Here is a 14693-nt window from a genome sequence, read left to right as displayed (position 1 = left end):
GCCGCCGGCTCGAACCGACGGCGACTGCCCGACATCACCATCCAGCGTAGACACCATGTCCGCTCAGGGCCTCAGTGCTCCGCCGGGTCCCGGCCTGCGGCAGGATGGACGCCACCTGGTACGTACGCGTCATTCGGGTACGTACTGAAGACAACCGCTGGAGACGCCCGGTGAGTTCCCCAGATCCTCAGGTTCGCGCAGCGCGAAACCTGGCCGACCCTTCGCCCGAGAGCACGCCCTCGAAAAGCCGCTCCAAGAGCCGCGGCCCCGTCGTCGCGGTCACCGGTGCCGCGACCGGCGTCGGTGAGCTGCTCACCGCGCGCCTCGCGGCATCCGAGGAGATCAAGCAGGTCATCGCCATCGACGAGCGCCGAGGCGAGGTCTCCGATGCGACCTGGCACATTCTCGACGTGCGCGACCCCGCCATCGCCGAGAAACTGCGCGGCGCAGACGTCGTCGTTCATCTGGCACTCGATCTCGACCTGGAGACCGACCCCGCCGCCCGTACCGCGTACAACGTCCGCGGCACCCAGACCGTGCTGACGGCCGCCGCGGCCGCCGGAGTCCACCGGGCCGTGCTCTGCACCTCGGCGATGGTCTACGGGGCGCTGCCCGACAACGACATCCCGCTCGCCGAGGACGCAGAGCTGCGTGCCACGGCCGAGGCCACCGGTGTCGGTGACCTCCTGGAGATCGAACGGCTCGGCCGCCGCGCACCTCGTGCCCACCCCGGGCTCAACGTCACCGTGGTCCGCCCCACCGTTCTGGTCGGCGGTACGGACACTGCGCTGACCCGCTACTTCGAGTCGCCGCGCCTCCTCGTCGTCGCCGGATCGCGCCCCGCCTGGCAGTTCTGCCACGTCGACGACCTGGTCACGGCCCTCGAGTACGCCGCGCTGGAGAAGATCGACGGGGAGTTCGCGGTCGGCTGCGACGGCTGGCTGGAGCAGGAGGAGGTCGAGGAGCTCAGTGGTGTACGCCGGATGGAGCTGCCCTCCGCCGTCGCCCTCGGCGCCGCAGCCCGGCTGCACCGGATCGGTCTCACCCCGTCCCCCGCGGGCGACCTCGCATACACGATGCACCCCTGGGTGGTCAGCGTGAGCCGACTGCACGACGCCGGCTGGCGTCCCCGGTGGACCAACGAGGAGGTGCTTGCCGCGCTCCTCGAAGAGGTCGAGGGCCGCCACACCGTCGCCGGACGCCGGCTCGGCCGCAAGGACGCCACCGCTGCCGGTGCCGCCGGTGCGACCGTCGCGCTGCTCGGCACCGCCGCCCTGGTCCGTCGCGCCCGCAAGGCGCGCCGACGCATCTAGTGCCCCTCCCGGCAAGCTTTGCCCCGTCGCACCGTCCAGCACGCCCGCTCGCCGCGTTGGCCACAAGCCCTGGTAGCTCCTTCCCCAGGCTCTCACCTTCGTTCGAGCAGGGGGAGACCCCACTGGGGGACTTCCGGCCGCCTTGCGATCGCACGCACTGGACGACGCTCCTCATGGGGCAAACACCGCCGGTCACGGCACCAGCTAGGGTCTTTCGTCCGGATCATGCCGGGCGGGTCTGTAGAAGACTCCAAGGCTGCCGATGGTCCGCCGGTGAAAAGGGCTATTCCGCGATGTCGGCGCGGTACGGCACCATGGGCGGTATGGCACCCACCCACGACCACCCCGGTGAGCAGGCAGCGCAGGACCCGATCCGGCTGCTGGAGATCCGCGAGACACCGTTGTCGGTCGACGAGATCTTCCGCGCCGTCGGGGACGACGCCGCGGGCGGCACCGCGCTCTTCGTCGGCACGGTGCGCAATCACGACGGCGGACAGGACGTCGGCGCGCTGGGCTACTCCTGCCATCCGTCGGCGCAGGACGAGATGCGCCGGGTGGCCGAGAAGGTCGTGGCCGAGTTCCCGGTCCGGGCGCTGGCGGCAGTACACCGTGTGGGTGAACTGGAGGTGGGAGATCCGGCCGTCGTCGTCGCCGTCTCCTGCCCGCACCGCGCGGAGGCGTTCGCGGCGTGTCGCAAGCTCATCGACGACCTCAAGCACGAGGTTCCGATCTGGAAACACCAGCGGTTCTCCGACGGCACGGAGGAGTGGGTCGGCGCCTGCTGAGCTCAAACCCAACCGGCGGTCATCCGCCCCGATTTGCGTAACCGCACCCCTGCCATGAGCGTTGATTCTGCAGATGGCTAATCTGCTGATCGGCAGTTGCGGTCGCTCATGGGGTAGGGAGGTCGTCATGGCAGCACTTGCCTGGTTGCTGATTCCGCTTTTCGCTGCTCTCGGCGCTGCGATATGGGGGAGCTGGGCCGCCAGAAATCGCACGACCGGCGATGTCACCGAACTCGCCGGGTATGCCCGGTTCCGTGAGGCGATGGAGAAATCTCACTCCGGTTCCGACGCTGCCTGAGGCAGCACCGCACGTACGCAGTCGCCAATCCGCATCGCGGCGCTGCCCACGCCGATCGGCACAGCACCTCACCTGGCCCTCCGCCCCTTACGGACCGGCCCCGGCAGTGCACTGACAGACCCTTCCCGTACTGTCGTTCCATGCCACGCCGCACCGCGACGATGCTCGCCTCCACACTGATCCTCATCGCGCTGCTCTGCGCAGGCGTGCTGATGAAAGTGCCGTACTCGGAGATGTCTCCCGGTCCGACGGTGAACACGCTCGGCAAGGTCGGTGGAGAACCGGTCCTGCAGATCTCCGGGCACAAGACGTACAAGACGTCCGGCAACCTCAATATGACGACGGTGCGGGTCACGGGCGCCGACTACAACATGAACCTCGTCGAGGCCGTCTACGGCTGGCTCGCCCACGACAGCGTCGTCGTCCCGCACGACACGCTGTATCCGGACGGCAAGACCGAGCAGCAGTCGACGCACGAGAACGCCGAAGAGTTCAGCCAGTCCCAGGAGAGCGCCAAGGTCGCCGCCCTGACCGAGCTGGGCATCCCGGTGACCTCGCGCGTCGTGGTCTCCACGGTGATCAAGGACAGCCCCGCGCAGGGCAAGCTGCACGCGGGCGATGTGATCAAGGCGGTCGACGGTACGGCGGTCAAACAGCCCGAGGACGTCGCGAAGCTCGTCACCAAGCACAAGCCCGGTGAGAACGTCACGTTCACGGTGATCCCGGCCAAGACGGCGGCCGCCGCCGAGAAGGCCGGCAAGGAGCCGCAGGGTTCCGAGAAGATCACCATCACGACGGCGAAGGCGGCCAAGGAGAACCGGGCGATCGTCGGCATCCAGGCCGGGACGGACCACACGTTCCCGTTCCATATCGACATCAAGCTCGCCGACGTGGGCGGCCCGAGCGCCGGCCTGATGTTCTCCCTGGGCATCGTCGACAAGCTGACGCCCGGCCAGCTGACCGGCGGCAAGTTCATCGCGGGCACCGGCACCATCGACGACCAGGGCAAGGTCGGTCCGATCGGCGGCATCAACATGAAGCTGGTCGGCGCGCGCAACGCGGGCGCCAGGTACTTCCTGACGCCGGACGACAACTGCAGGGCCGCCGCGTCCGACACCCCCAGCGGGCTCACGCTCGTGAAGGTCAGGACGATCGACGACGCGAAGAAGTCGCTGGAGAAGATCCGCACGGGGGACACGGCCGCTCTGCCGAGCTGCTCGGCAGGCTGACCGCGCCCCCCACAGGGACGGCGGGCGCGATACCGCCCGCCGTGGTCGGACTCTCAGGACTCGAACGTGGCGGCCAGCGCCTCGGCCAGCCCCGGTACCAGACCCGCGCCGGTCAGTACCTCGCTCGCGGAGTCCTTCTCCCGGAGCCGTACGGCGGACTCCCGCGCACCGTTGCGCAGGACGGCCACGGTCATCCGCACCTCCTGCCGGTCGGGGTGCCGGGCGACCCACTTCGTCAGCTGGGCGTCACTGAGCCCGTCCGGTACGGAGGCCTCGGCGGACGGCGGCAGCATCAGGCGCTCCACCGTCATCGCGCATCCGGCCACCGCGTCGGGCCAGGCAATGGTGGCGAGGAACTCGTCCAGCGCCTTTCCGCGGGGGATCTCCTCCTGCTCGATCGGGGTGAGTGCGGCGGTCGTCGACTCCGGGCTGTCGAGACCGAGCTGGGTGGCGAGCCCCGGCTCCTGGGCGCGCAGCTTGGCGGTGTCGACGAGAGCGAAGAGCCGGGCGGGCTGGTCCCAGCCGAGGCCGGCGGCGTACTCGTCGATTTCGAGCACGGCAACGGTGAGGGGGCTTGCGGCCATCGGGGGGCCTGAGGGGGAAACGTTGGGCATGCCTAACATCCTGCCTCCTTCCGCCCCGGGAACGGGAACTAGGTAAAGCCTCAGTAAGTTGCATAGGTGGGCTCTACGATCGCTGGGCCCGCTTCACACGACAGCGAACTTCGAGGTGCGCACGTTGGCTTTCCAGATGCCGGACCGCGGCGGAGGCCCGACCGGGCCACGGATCAGAGTCGGCCGCCCGTCCCGGCGCGCCCGTACCCTGCTCATGACACTCGGCGTCCTGGCGATTCTCGCCATGGCGTTCGTCATGTTCGCCGGGTTCTGGACGGACTGGCTCTGGTACCGGTCGGTCGACTATTCGTCCGTCTTCACCACCACCCTGTGGACCAAGATCGGGCTGTTCCTCGTCTTCGGACTGCTGATGGCGATCGCTGTCGGCCTGAACATCTGGCTCGCGCACCGGCTCCGGCCGCCGCTGAGCGCGATGTCGGTGGAGCAGCAGAGCCTGGACCGCTACCGGATGAGCGTCGCCCCGTACAAGAGGTGGGTACTGCTCGCGGTCACCGCGCTCGTCGGGCTGATCGCCGGAGCGTCCGCATCGGGCCAGTGGCGCACGTGGTTGATGTACGTGAACGGCGTGGCGTTCGGGCAGAAGGACCCCCAGTTCCATCTGGACGTCTCCTTCTACGCCTTCGACCTTCCGTGGTACCGCTTCCTGCTGGGCTTCGGCTTCGCGGCCACGGTGCTCTCGCTGATCGCCGCCGCGCTGACCCACTACCTGTACGGCGGGCTCCGCATCACCAGTCCCGGCGCGCGGGCGACCGGCGCGGCCACCGGCCATCTGTCGGTGCTGCTCGGCGTCTTCGTCTCGCTGAAGGCCGTGGCGTACTGGCTCGACCGGTACGGGCTGGCGGTGAAGTCCAGCGACTTCAAGGCGACGGACAACTGGACGGGCCTGCGGTACGTCGACGCCAACGCCTATCTGCCGGCGAAGACGATCCTGTTCTGCATCGCCGCGATCTGCGCCGTGCTGTTCTTCGCGACGCTGTGGCGCCGCACCTGGCAGCTCCCGATGATCGGCTTCGGTCTGATGGTGCTCTCCGCGATCCTGATCGGCGGGCTGTACCCGGCGATCGTGCAGAAGTTCCAGGTCCAGCCGAACGAGCAGGCCAAGGAAGCCCCGTTCATCCGGAAGAACATCCAGGCGACGCGTGACGCGTACGACATCGACGACGCCCAGGTGACCGACTACTCGGGCAAGAGCACCACGACGGACGACGCGAAGCTGCGCGCGAGCGCGGACGACGCGGCGAGCTACCGGGTGATGGACCCCAACGTCGTCTCCCCGGCCTTCCAGCAGCTCCAGCAGAAGCGGAACTATTACCAGTTCCCCAAGACACTGGACGTCGACCGCTACAAGGACGCCGCCGGCAAGGACCAGGACACGGTCATCGGTCTGCGCGAGCTCAACCTGGACGGCATCCCCAAGCGCAACTGGATCAACGACCACTTCACGTACACCCACGGCTACGGCGCCATCGCCGCGCGGGGCACCACGACGGGCCAGAACCCGAAGGGGTCCCCGGACTTCACCGAGTCGGGTCTGCCGACCACCGGCGAGCTCGGCACGTACCAGCAGCAGATCTACTACGGCGAAAAGACCGAGCAGTACTCCATCGTCGGCGGGCCCCAGAAGGAGCTCGACTACGAGGAGGACGGCGAGAAGACCACCAGCTACAAGGGCAACAGCGGAGTCAGCCTCTCCAACGCGTTCAACCGCGCCGCGTACGCGGTCTCGTTCAGCGAGCCGCAGATCCTCTACTCGGGGGCCATCGGCGAGGGCTCGCGGATCCTCTACAACCGCACGCCCAAGGAGCGCGTCGAGGCGGTCGCCCCGTGGTTGACCATCGACGGCGACGCGTACCCGGCGGTGGTGAACCACCGCATCCAGTGGGTCGTCGACGCGTACACCACCACCAACGGGTACCCGTACGCCTCGCGCACGACGCTCGGTGACACCACGGCCGACTCGCTGACCACCAACCAGCGCGCGGTCGTCGCCCAGCAGAACCAGGTCAACTACATCCGCAACTCGGTGAAGGCCACCGTCGACGCGTACGACGGCAAAGTCACGCTGTACGAGTGGGACACCGAGGACCCGGTCCTCAAGACCTGGCGCAAGGCGTTCCCCGGGACGGTGAAGCCACGGGGCGACATCCCCCAGGACCTGATGGCCCACCTGCGGTACCCGCAGGACCTGTTCAAGGTGCAGCGCGAGCTGCTCACCCGCTACCACGTCACCAACCCCGCACAGTTCTACAGCGGCAGTGACGCGTGGCAGGTCCCGGACGACCCGACGAACAAGGAGTCCGGCGCCGTCCCGCCGTACTACCTGAGCATAAAGATGCCGGACCAGTCGGCCCAGAAGTTCTCGCTGACCACCACGTTCACCCCGAAGGGGCGGCCCGACCTCGGGGCGTTCATGGCGGTGGACGCGGATGCGGCCAGCAAGGACTACGGCACCATACGGCTGCTCAGAGTCACCACGACGGTGAAGGGCCCCGGGCAGGTGCAGAGCGAGCTCAACGGCAACGACGATGTCGCCGAGTTCGTGAGAAACCTCAAGGGAACCGACTCCGACATCGAGTACGGCAACCTGCTGACGGTGCCGCTCGACGGGGGCTTCCTCTACATCGAGCCGGTCTACACGCGCGGTGGCACGCAGAACTACCCGCTGCTGCGCAAGGTGGCTGCCTCGTACGGTTCGAAGATCGTCTTCGAGAACAGCCTCGGGGAGGCGCTCAACGCGGTCTTCGGGGTGGACGGCACCGAAAGCACGCAGCCGCCGGGCGAGACCACGAAGCCACCTGCGACCACCGGCGACGCCGCGCTCAAGCAGGCGATCGCGGATGCGCAGAAGGCCTATGCGGAGGGTGAGGCAGCCCTGAAGAAGCAGGACTGGACCGCCTACGGCAAGGCCCAGGCCGATCTGCAGGACGCGCTGAAGCGTGCGGCGGCGGCCGCGCCCAAGGCGGACAAGGGCAGCTGAGCAGCTGCCGGTAAAGCCCCACCCCGCGTCGTGGTACGGTTTGAACACAACGACGCGGGGTGGAGCAGCTCGGTAGCTCGCTGGGCTCATAACCCAGAGGTCGCAGGTTCAAATCCTGTCCCCGCTACTGAAAGACGAAGGCCCGGATTCTTTCGAGGATCCGGGCCTTCGTCGTGCCGTGAAACCTTCCCATGTGGTGGGCGTGAAGTGCGGTTCGCAGGGCACGAGTTGGGTCCGGACGTGTTTGACTTATCTCTCTGTGGGCATGTCGACAAAACGCTGAAGTGACCTCACTGGCCGCGGTATACCAGGTGTACGCGGGTTGCAGGTGGTGGGACGATGGTATTTATGGGGGACAGGGCAACTCTGTTGGAAACAGGGCGGTTTGTGCAGCGGCACGTCCATGGGATGGAAAACGTGACGGACGCGGCTTTTGTCGCTGACGCTGCGGGTAACGCCGTGACCGTTGAGAACGCCGGGACCGTGGCGGCTTCCGGCGAGGCCGAGAGTACGGAGAGCGCCGAGACCGAAGCGCGGCACCGCCGCGCCGCCGACGCCGGGGACACCGTGTCCATGAGCGTCCTCGGCGCACTGCTGCTGCGCCGTGGTGATCTGAACGGCGCCGAGCCCTATCTGCGGGGAGCCACGGCCGACGGCGACCGGGCTGCCGCCAACAACCTGGGTGTTCTCCTCCACCAGCGCGGCTATGCCGACGAGGCGGCCGGCTGGTGGCGTATCGCCGCCGTCGCCGGTTCCGCCGCCGCCGCGCACGCCCTGGGCCGCCACTACCGCGAGCGCGGCGACGAGCCCGGCGCCGAGTACTGGCTGCGCCAGTCCGCCGAGCAGGGCCATGCGCTGGGCGCGTACGCCCTTGCCGACCTGCTGGAACATCGCAGCGACGTCGGCGCCGAGCGCTGGTTGCGTACCGCCGCCGAGCAGGGCCACCGGGAGGCCGCTTACCGCCTGGCACGCGCCCTGGAGCGCAGGGCCGCGGACGACCCGCACGACGCGTTCGGCCGTCCCGGAGCGGACGTGGGGCTCGGGATGGGCATGGGGTCCGGTCCGGGTGCGGCCGGTGGTCCCGTGACCAGTACACGTAACGCGGGTGGGGCCGCCGCGCGCAAGGACGACGGACCCGTGGCCGGTTCCGCCACCGGGCAGGTCGGTGGGGCCGAGCAGTGGTACCGGCAGGCCGCGGCGCGCGGACACCGTCGCGCCGCCCTGCATCTCGGCGCCATCCTCGAACGGCGCGGCGAGCTCAAGGAGGCCGGCCGCTGGTACCTCACCTCCGCCAAGGACGGCGAGGCGCGGGCCGCCTGCGCGCTCGGATTCCTGCTGCGCGATGCGGGCGACGAGGAGAGCGCCGCCGTGTGGTGGCTGCGCGCCGCCCAGGACGGTGACGGCAACGCCGCCAACGCCCTGGGCGCCCTGCACGCCGCCCGCGGCGAGCAGCAGACCGCCGAGCGCTGGTACCGCGCCGCCATGGACGCGGGCGACGTCAACGGCGCGTACAACCTCGGACTGCTCTGCGCTGCCCAGGACCGTACGCCGCAGGCCGAGCAGTGGTACCGCCGTGCCGCATACGCCGGTCATCGCGAGGCCGCCAACGCACTGGCCGTACTCCTGCTCCAGGCGGGGGACGCGACCGGTGCGGAGCCCTGGTTCTCCAAAGCCGCCGAGGCGGGCAGCGTCGACGCCGCCTTCAACCTCGGCATCCTGCACGCAGGGCGCGACGAGGACCGGGCAGCGCTCAGCTGGTACGAGCGGGCCGCCGCCGCCGGGCACACGGAGGCGGCGCTCCAGGTCGGCATGGCGCTGCTGCACCACGGCGAGGAGCAGGAGGCCGAGCGTCATCTCCGCTGCGCCGCGGGTGGCGGCAGCGCCGAGGCCGCCTTCCGGCTGGCCGGGGTGCTGGACTCGCGGCAGCCGCCGCCGGGACCGCCCGCGCTCGGCGAGCCGATGCCGGAGAAGACCGAGTGCGAGGAGTGGTACGAGCGGGCCGCCGAGCAGGGGCACCGCCGTGCCCAGGTGCGCGTCGGCATGCTCGCCGCCGCTCGCGGCGATGTGGACAGTGCCGCCCGCTGGTACCGCGAGGCGGCCGAGGCGGGCAGCCGCAACGGGGCCTTCAACCTCGGGCTGCTCCTCGCCCGCGAGGGCAGCGAGCGCGAGGCCGCGTTGTGGTGGAGCCGCGCCGCGAACGACGGGCACGGGCGGGCCGCGCTGCGCCTCGCCCTGCTCGCCGCCCGCCGCGGCGAACTCACCGAGGGGCAGCGCTGGTGCGCACGGGCAGTCGAGCTGGGCCCGGCGGAGGTCGCCGAGCGGGCAGCGCGGCTGCGCGAGGCACTGCACCAGGAGCTGACCGCGTAGGGGAAGCACCAGGGGCACGGTACGGAGCGTGGCGCCGGCCCTGGCGCCCCACCCGTCCGAGCCGGTGCAGGGTCGCCGGGCATGCTGCATGCCACGGGGATGTGCCGGCGGGCCCGGCGCCGTGCCACGGGGATGTGCCGGCGGGCCCGGCGCCGTGCCACGGTCAGCCCCGTCACCCGCGATCCTTCCCCGAGCCCCCGGCCCCCTGTGCGGGCCGGTACGCCGAGTCTCCGCGGGCCGCCGCGCCACCCCGCAGAAACGGATTTGCGCTGGTCGGGGGCGTCACGTAATGTTGTGTTCATCGACGCGGGGTGGAGCAGCTCGGTAGCTCGCTGGGCTCATAACCCAGAGGTCGCAGGTTCAAATCCTGTCCCCGCTACTGAAGGCAGAGGGCCGGATCCTTTTACAGGGATCCGGCCCTCTGTTCATGTCCGAGGCCATCGCCTCAGAGCGTGTGGCCCACCGCCTCCCCGTACATCGCCCGGTCGACGATTTTCTCCTCCGGTACCGGCTTGCCCGCCGAGACGCCCGCATCGTGGTATGCCTGCTGCAGGCGGTCCGTCGTGCCCTCCCGGATCTCCCAGTCCATTCGCATCGACGGAGTCGACCGCAGCGTCGCCCCGTCGATCTCATCGTCGGCACCAGGTGCGGTCCGGCGCCCAGGCCCTGGGGCGGCGGCATGCGAAAGGCCCGGTGCGAGTGTCGCTCGCACCGGGCCTTTCGCGGCGTCTCAGGCCGTTGCCGCGCAGTTCGGGCAGATGCCGCGGTACGTCACCTCGACGTCGGAGACCGTGAAGCCGAAGCGCTCGTCGGCCGGCAGGTCCGCCAGCGGATCGCCCGCCGGGTGTACGTCACGGATGGCGCCGCAGCGGGCGCAGACCAGGTGGTGGTGGGGGCGGTGCGCGTTCGGGTCGTACCGCTTCGCGCGGCGATCCGTGGAGACCTCGATGACCTCGCCGAGGGTCACCATCTCGCCGAGCGTGTTGTAGACGGTGGCACGGGAGATCTCCGGCAGCTTGGCGACGGCCCGGGCATGGACCTCGTCGGCCGTCAGGTGCACATGGTCCCCGTCGAGGACTTCGGCCACGACACGCCGCTGCGCAGTCATGCGCCAGCCGCGTCCGCGGAGCCGTTCCAACAGGTCACTCATGGAAACAAGCCTAACAGTGAGGGGACCCTGGTCCCGAACGGGTGTGACTTTAGATATTCACTTGACTTGGACTTAGTCCATTGTAGGATCGGGACCGGCATACGCCAAGGGACAGGCTGTGCGGACATCAGGACATGACGGATGTGCAGGAATGACGCAGGAGGCGCACGTGACGCAGGGACCGCTCACCACGGAGGCCGGCGCGCCGGTCGCCGACAACCAGAACAGTCAGACCGCGGGCGTCGGCGGTCCGGTCCTGGTGCAGGACCAGTCGCTGCTGGAGAAGCTCGCGCATTTCAACCGCGAGCGCATTCCGGAGCGCATCGTGCACGCCCGCGGCGCCGGTGCGTACGGCACGTTCACGCTGACCCGCGACGTCTCGCAGTGGACGCGGGCGAAGTTCCTCTCCGAGGTCGGCAAGCAGACCGAGACGTTCCTGCGTTTCTCCACCGTCGCGGGCAACCTCGGCTCCGCCGACGCGGTGCGTGACCCCCGCGGCTTCGCGCTGAAGTTCTACACCGAAGAGGGCAACTACGACCTCGTCGGCAACAACACCCCGGTGTTCTTCATCAAGGACGCCATCAAGTTCCCGGACTTCATCCACACCCAGAAGCGCGACCCGTACACCGGCTCGCAGGAGGCGGACAACGTCTGGGACTTCTGGGGTCTGTCGCCCGAGTCCACCCACCAGGTGACCTGGCTCTTCGGTGACCGCGGCATCCCGGCCACGCTGCGTCACATGAACGGGTACGGCTCGCACACCTATCAGTGGAACAACGAGGCAGGCGAGGTCTTCTGGGTCAAGTACCACTTCAAGACCGACCAGGGCATCAAGAACCTCACCCAGGCCGAGGCGAACAAGCTCGCCGGCGAGGACCCGGACAGCCACCAGCGCGATCTCCGCGAGGCGATCGAGCGCGGCGACTTCCCGTCCTGGACCGTGCAGGTCCAGATCATGCCCGCGTCCGAGGCGGCCACCTACCGCTTCAACCCGTTCGACCTCACCAAGGTGTGGCCGCACGCGGACTACCCGCCGATCGAGATCGGGAAGCTGGAGCTCAACCGCAACCCGGAGAACATCTTTGCGGAGACCGAGCAGTCGATCTTCAGCCCCGCGCACTTCGTGCCGGGAATCGGTCCGTCCCCGGACAAGATGCTCCAGGGCCGCCTCTTCGCGTACGGCGACGCCCACCGGTACCGCGTCGGCATCAACGCCGACCACCTGCCGGTGAACCGTCCGCACGCCACCGAGGCTCGGACGAACAGCCGGGACGGCTACCTGTACGACGGCCGCCACAAGGGTGCGAAGAACTACGAGCCCAACAGCTTCGGCGGTCCGGTCCAGACCGACCGTCCGCTGTGGGAGCCCACCACGGTCACCGGTGAGATCGGTACGCACGAGGCCCCGAGCCACGCCGAGGACAACGACTTCGTGCAGGCCGGAAACCTCTACCGGCTCTACTCCGAGGACGAGAAGGCGCGCCTGATCGACAACCTCGCCGGGTTCATCGCCAAGGTCTCGCGCGACGACATCGCCGAGCGCGCGATCAACAACTTCCGTCAGGCCGACGGCGACTTCGGCAAGCGACTCGAAGCGGCGGTCCAGGGCCTGCGCGCCTAGTGCCCCTCCCGGCACTGGAGTATCCGCCGTGTACCGGCTCTCCGGCCGACGATGGGACTGTCCCTCTTCACCGAGGGGGACAGGCCCATCGGCCGTACGTACGTGGGGGTGCTCAGCCGACCAGCTCCACCGGGTGACGCCGGGCCGGTGCCCAGCAGCGGATGATGTCGCGGACCGAGACGATGCCGACGGGCCCGTGGTCGTCCAGCACGATCAGATGACGGAATCCGCCGTGTGTCATGGCCTCCGCGGCCTCTTCCAGGGTCCAGCTGGGCGCGGCGAAGACCACATCGTTGGTGGTGTGGGTGGACGCGGTCTCGGTATCGGGGTTCTGGCCGGAGCCGACCGAGTTCAGGATGTCGCGCTCGGTGAGGATGCCGATCCCGCTGGTGTCCCGGTCGAGGACAACTGCCGCCCCGATGCGGCGTGCCGACATCAGTTGGGCCGCCTGGCGGAGCGTATGGGTGGGGCCGATAGTGAGGACCATCGTGCTCATGGCGTCACGGACGAGCATGAAGGGAGCCACCTCCTTCGTGAAGCGACTGCGTGAGCCGATTCACAAGTTCACAAGTGGGGGACTCTCAGCGTTGCATCCTTAGGGGGAGTCCAACAAGGGGTGCGTGGAGATCATTCGAGGGGCGCGCGGAAGTGCACCACACGCCCCTCGGAGTCCGCACGCCTCGTGACGGCCCGGGATCAGTAGCGCTGGTTGAGATATCCCAGCAGCTCGTGGTGGAGCAGGCCGTTCGAGGCCGCCGCGTTTCCGCCGCCCGGACCGGAGACTCCGTCCAGGCTGGTGAACCGGCCCCCCGCCTCCTGGACGATGATCGCGTTCGCTGCCATGTCCCAGAGCGAGAGCTCCGGCTCCGCGCAGATGTCGACGGAACCCTCGGCGACCATCATGTACGGCCAGAAGTCGCCGTACCCACGCGTACGCCAGCAGGCCCGCGTCAGGTCCATGAAGCCGTCGAGCCGGCCCTGCTCCTCCCAGCCGGTCATCGAGGCGTACGCGAACGAGGCGTCCGCGATCCGCTCGACCTTCGAGACGTGCAGCCGGGTCGCGGAGGTGAGGCTGCGGCCTGAGTACGCCCCCGCGCCCTTCGCCGCCCACCAGCGGCGGCCCAGCGCGGGTGCCGACACGACACCGACCACCGGCTGGAACCCGTTCTCGCCCGCCTCCATCAGCGAGATCAGGGTCGCCCAGACCGGGACACCGCGGACGTAGTTCTTGGTGCCGTCGATCGGGTCGATGACCCAGCGGCGCGGACCGGTGCCCTCGATCCCGTACTCCTCGCCGAGGATCGCATCGCGCGGACGTGCCCGATGGAGGTGGCCGCGGATCAGTTCCTCGGCGGCCTTGTCGGCCTCGCTCACCGGCGTCATGTCCGGCTTGGTCTCGACCTTCAGGTCCAGAGCCTTGAACCGGTCCATCGTCGCCGCGTCGGCGGCGTCCGCCAGCACGTGGGCGAGGCGCAGATCATCGTGGTAATCGGGCATGTCGTCACAGTATCGACCGCAGGTGAACAGGGCTACACGGCCCCGGAGGCTGCTCGAAGTCTTGACAGTGCCCAGTGGCGCGTCAACTCTGAACCGCAGAGTCCCTGGCGTGGGAGGCGACGATGCCGACAGCGCGCGAAGCATTGCTGGACGCCGCCCTCTCGGCGCTCACCACCCGGCCCTGGCCGACCGTGCGGATGGTCGATGTCGCGTCCGCCGCCGGAGTCTCCCGGCAGACCCTCTACAACGAGTTCGGCAGCAAGGACGGCCTGGCCCGGGCCCTGGTCCGGCGCGCTGCCGACGGCTATCTCGCAGGTGTCGAACGGGCGCTGGGATCGCCTGGCGGCACGGGGGACAGGCTGGCCGCGACCGCCGCTTGGACGGTGCGGGCGGCGCGTACGAATGCCCTGGTCAGGGCGTTGCTCACGGGTTGCTGGAGCGAGCGATTACCCCGTCCCGTACGCCTGGCGGCGCCGGCCGGTTCGTCCGTACCGGCGCAGCGGCGGGCCGATGCCGGACCGCCGACCCCCGTCGAACTGCTCGGTCTGGTGCGCGACCGCGCGGTGGCCGCGCTGGACGAGGGGCGCCCGCCGCGCGAATCGGCGACACTGGCCACGACCTGCGAGGTCGCGATGCGGCTCGCGCTCTCGTACGCGGTCGCCGCGTCCGCCCTCCCCACGGACGCGGCGCCGCTGGTGCGCGAGGTGGTGGAGCGGTGGCCCGCGGCGTGACGGGCGGGCCACCGGCGCCCCGGAGCGCGAGCGCCGCGGGCGCCAGGTGCCCGGCCGTGGAAGCGGCCGGGCACAGTGCCGCCTGTCACT

Annotated in this window: 12 protein-coding genes, 2 tRNA genes and 1 pseudogene; 10 read left to right on the top strand and 5 right to left on the bottom strand. The window is 69.5% G+C overall.

The window, feature by feature from the left end; all coding sequences use genetic code 11:
• Nucleotides 1–170: 170 nt before the first annotated feature.
• The 4 genes from ACWD6R_RS11110 to ACWD6R_RS11095 all read left to right on the top strand — a co-directional run bounded on the left by ACWD6R_RS11110 (nucleotide 171) and on the right by ACWD6R_RS11095 (nucleotide 3625).
• Nucleotides 171–1313, top strand: a complete 1143-nt coding sequence (locus ACWD6R_RS11110) for an SDR family oxidoreductase (protein ID WP_451818423.1) — start codon at nucleotides 171–173, stop codon at nucleotides 1311–1313.
• 323 nt (nucleotides 1314–1636) lie between these two features.
• On the top strand, nucleotides 1637–2098 hold the full coding sequence (locus tag ACWD6R_RS11105) for a molybdenum cofactor biosynthesis protein MoaE (protein WP_406421934.1): 462 nt from the start codon (nucleotides 1637–1639) through the stop codon (nucleotides 2096–2098).
• A 127-nt stretch (nucleotides 2099–2225) separates the two neighbouring features.
• Complete coding sequence (locus tag ACWD6R_RS11100; RefSeq protein ID WP_366136868.1) at nucleotides 2226–2396, top strand: hypothetical protein; 171 nt, start codon at nucleotides 2226–2228, stop codon at nucleotides 2394–2396.
• Nucleotides 2397–2536: 140 nt separating this feature from the next.
• A complete protein-coding gene (locus ACWD6R_RS11095) occupies nucleotides 2537–3625 on the top strand; it encodes a YlbL family protein (protein ID WP_451818422.1) in 1089 nt (362 codons plus the stop codon).
• 53 nt (nucleotides 3626–3678) lie between these two features.
• Here the strand turns inward: ACWD6R_RS11095 and ACWD6R_RS11090 are convergent, their stop codons facing one another.
• Nucleotides 3679–4248 carry a PPA1309 family protein gene (locus ACWD6R_RS11090; RefSeq protein ID WP_451818421.1) on the bottom strand — a complete coding sequence of 190 codons (570 nt, stop codon included), beginning with the start codon at nucleotides 4246–4248 and terminating at the stop codon, nucleotides 3679–3681.
• A 127-nt stretch (nucleotides 4249–4375) separates the two neighbouring features.
• Between ACWD6R_RS11090 and ACWD6R_RS11085 the strand changes: the two genes are divergently transcribed.
• The 4 genes from ACWD6R_RS11085 (at nucleotide 4376) to ACWD6R_RS11070 (ending at nucleotide 9983) form a co-directional block, all read left to right on the top strand.
• Nucleotides 4376–7237 carry a UPF0182 family membrane protein gene (locus tag ACWD6R_RS11085; RefSeq protein ID WP_451818445.1) on the top strand — a complete coding sequence of 954 codons (2862 nt, stop codon included), beginning with the start codon at nucleotides 4376–4378 and terminating at the stop codon, nucleotides 7235–7237.
• A gap of 53 nt (nucleotides 7238–7290) precedes the next feature.
• Nucleotides 7291–7364, top strand: a tRNA-Met gene (locus ACWD6R_RS11080).
• Between the two features lie 212 nt (nucleotides 7365–7576).
• Nucleotides 7577–9604: a sel1 repeat family protein gene (locus ACWD6R_RS11075; protein WP_451818420.1), complete on the top strand. Its 2028-nt coding sequence runs from the start codon at nucleotides 7577–7579 to the stop codon at nucleotides 9602–9604.
• A gap of 305 nt (nucleotides 9605–9909) precedes the next feature.
• Nucleotides 9910–9983 (top strand) — tRNA-Met (locus ACWD6R_RS11070).
• A gap of 66 nt (nucleotides 9984–10049) precedes the next feature.
• Here ACWD6R_RS11070 and ACWD6R_RS11065 read toward each other — a convergent pair.
• Nucleotides 10050–10229 (bottom strand): annotated as a pseudogene (locus ACWD6R_RS11065) (ABC transporter substrate-binding protein); the annotation flags it as partial.
• Between the two features lie 105 nt (nucleotides 10230–10334).
• Entirely contained in the window at nucleotides 10335–10754 is a 420-nt protein-coding gene (locus ACWD6R_RS11060) for a Fur family transcriptional regulator (RefSeq protein ID WP_266981714.1), read from the bottom strand.
• A gap of 151 nt (nucleotides 10755–10905) precedes the next feature.
• Between ACWD6R_RS11060 and ACWD6R_RS11055 the strand changes: the two genes are divergently transcribed.
• Complete coding sequence (locus ACWD6R_RS11055) at nucleotides 10906–12375, top strand: catalase (RefSeq protein WP_451818419.1); 1470 nt, start codon at nucleotides 10906–10908, stop codon at nucleotides 12373–12375.
• Nucleotides 12376–12487: 112 nt separating this feature from the next.
• Here the strand turns inward: ACWD6R_RS11055 and ACWD6R_RS11050 are convergent, their stop codons facing one another.
• On the bottom strand, nucleotides 12488–12889 hold the full coding sequence (locus ACWD6R_RS11050) for a CBS domain-containing protein (RefSeq protein WP_266981710.1): 402 nt from the start codon (nucleotides 12887–12889) through the stop codon (nucleotides 12488–12490).
• 182 nt (nucleotides 12890–13071) lie between these two features.
• The gene (hisN, locus tag ACWD6R_RS11045; RefSeq protein WP_451818418.1) at nucleotides 13072–13872 is read right to left on the bottom strand and encodes a histidinol-phosphatase; all 801 of its coding nucleotides are present in this window, start codon (nucleotides 13870–13872) and stop codon (nucleotides 13072–13074) included.
• Nucleotides 13873–13994: 122 nt separating this feature from the next.
• Here hisN and ACWD6R_RS11040 point away from each other — a divergent pair, with 122 nt between their 5' ends.
• Nucleotides 13995–14603, top strand: coding sequence for a TetR/AcrR family transcriptional regulator (locus tag ACWD6R_RS11040; RefSeq protein ID WP_451818417.1), 609 nt, complete (start codon nucleotides 13995–13997; stop codon nucleotides 14601–14603).
• Nucleotides 14604–14693: the final 90 nt, after the last annotated feature.

This window comes from Streptomyces sp. NPDC005151 (genome assembly GCF_053599875.1).
Note: the sequence above shows the minus strand (reverse complement) of the source record. Positions and strands in the feature narration are given on the sequence as shown.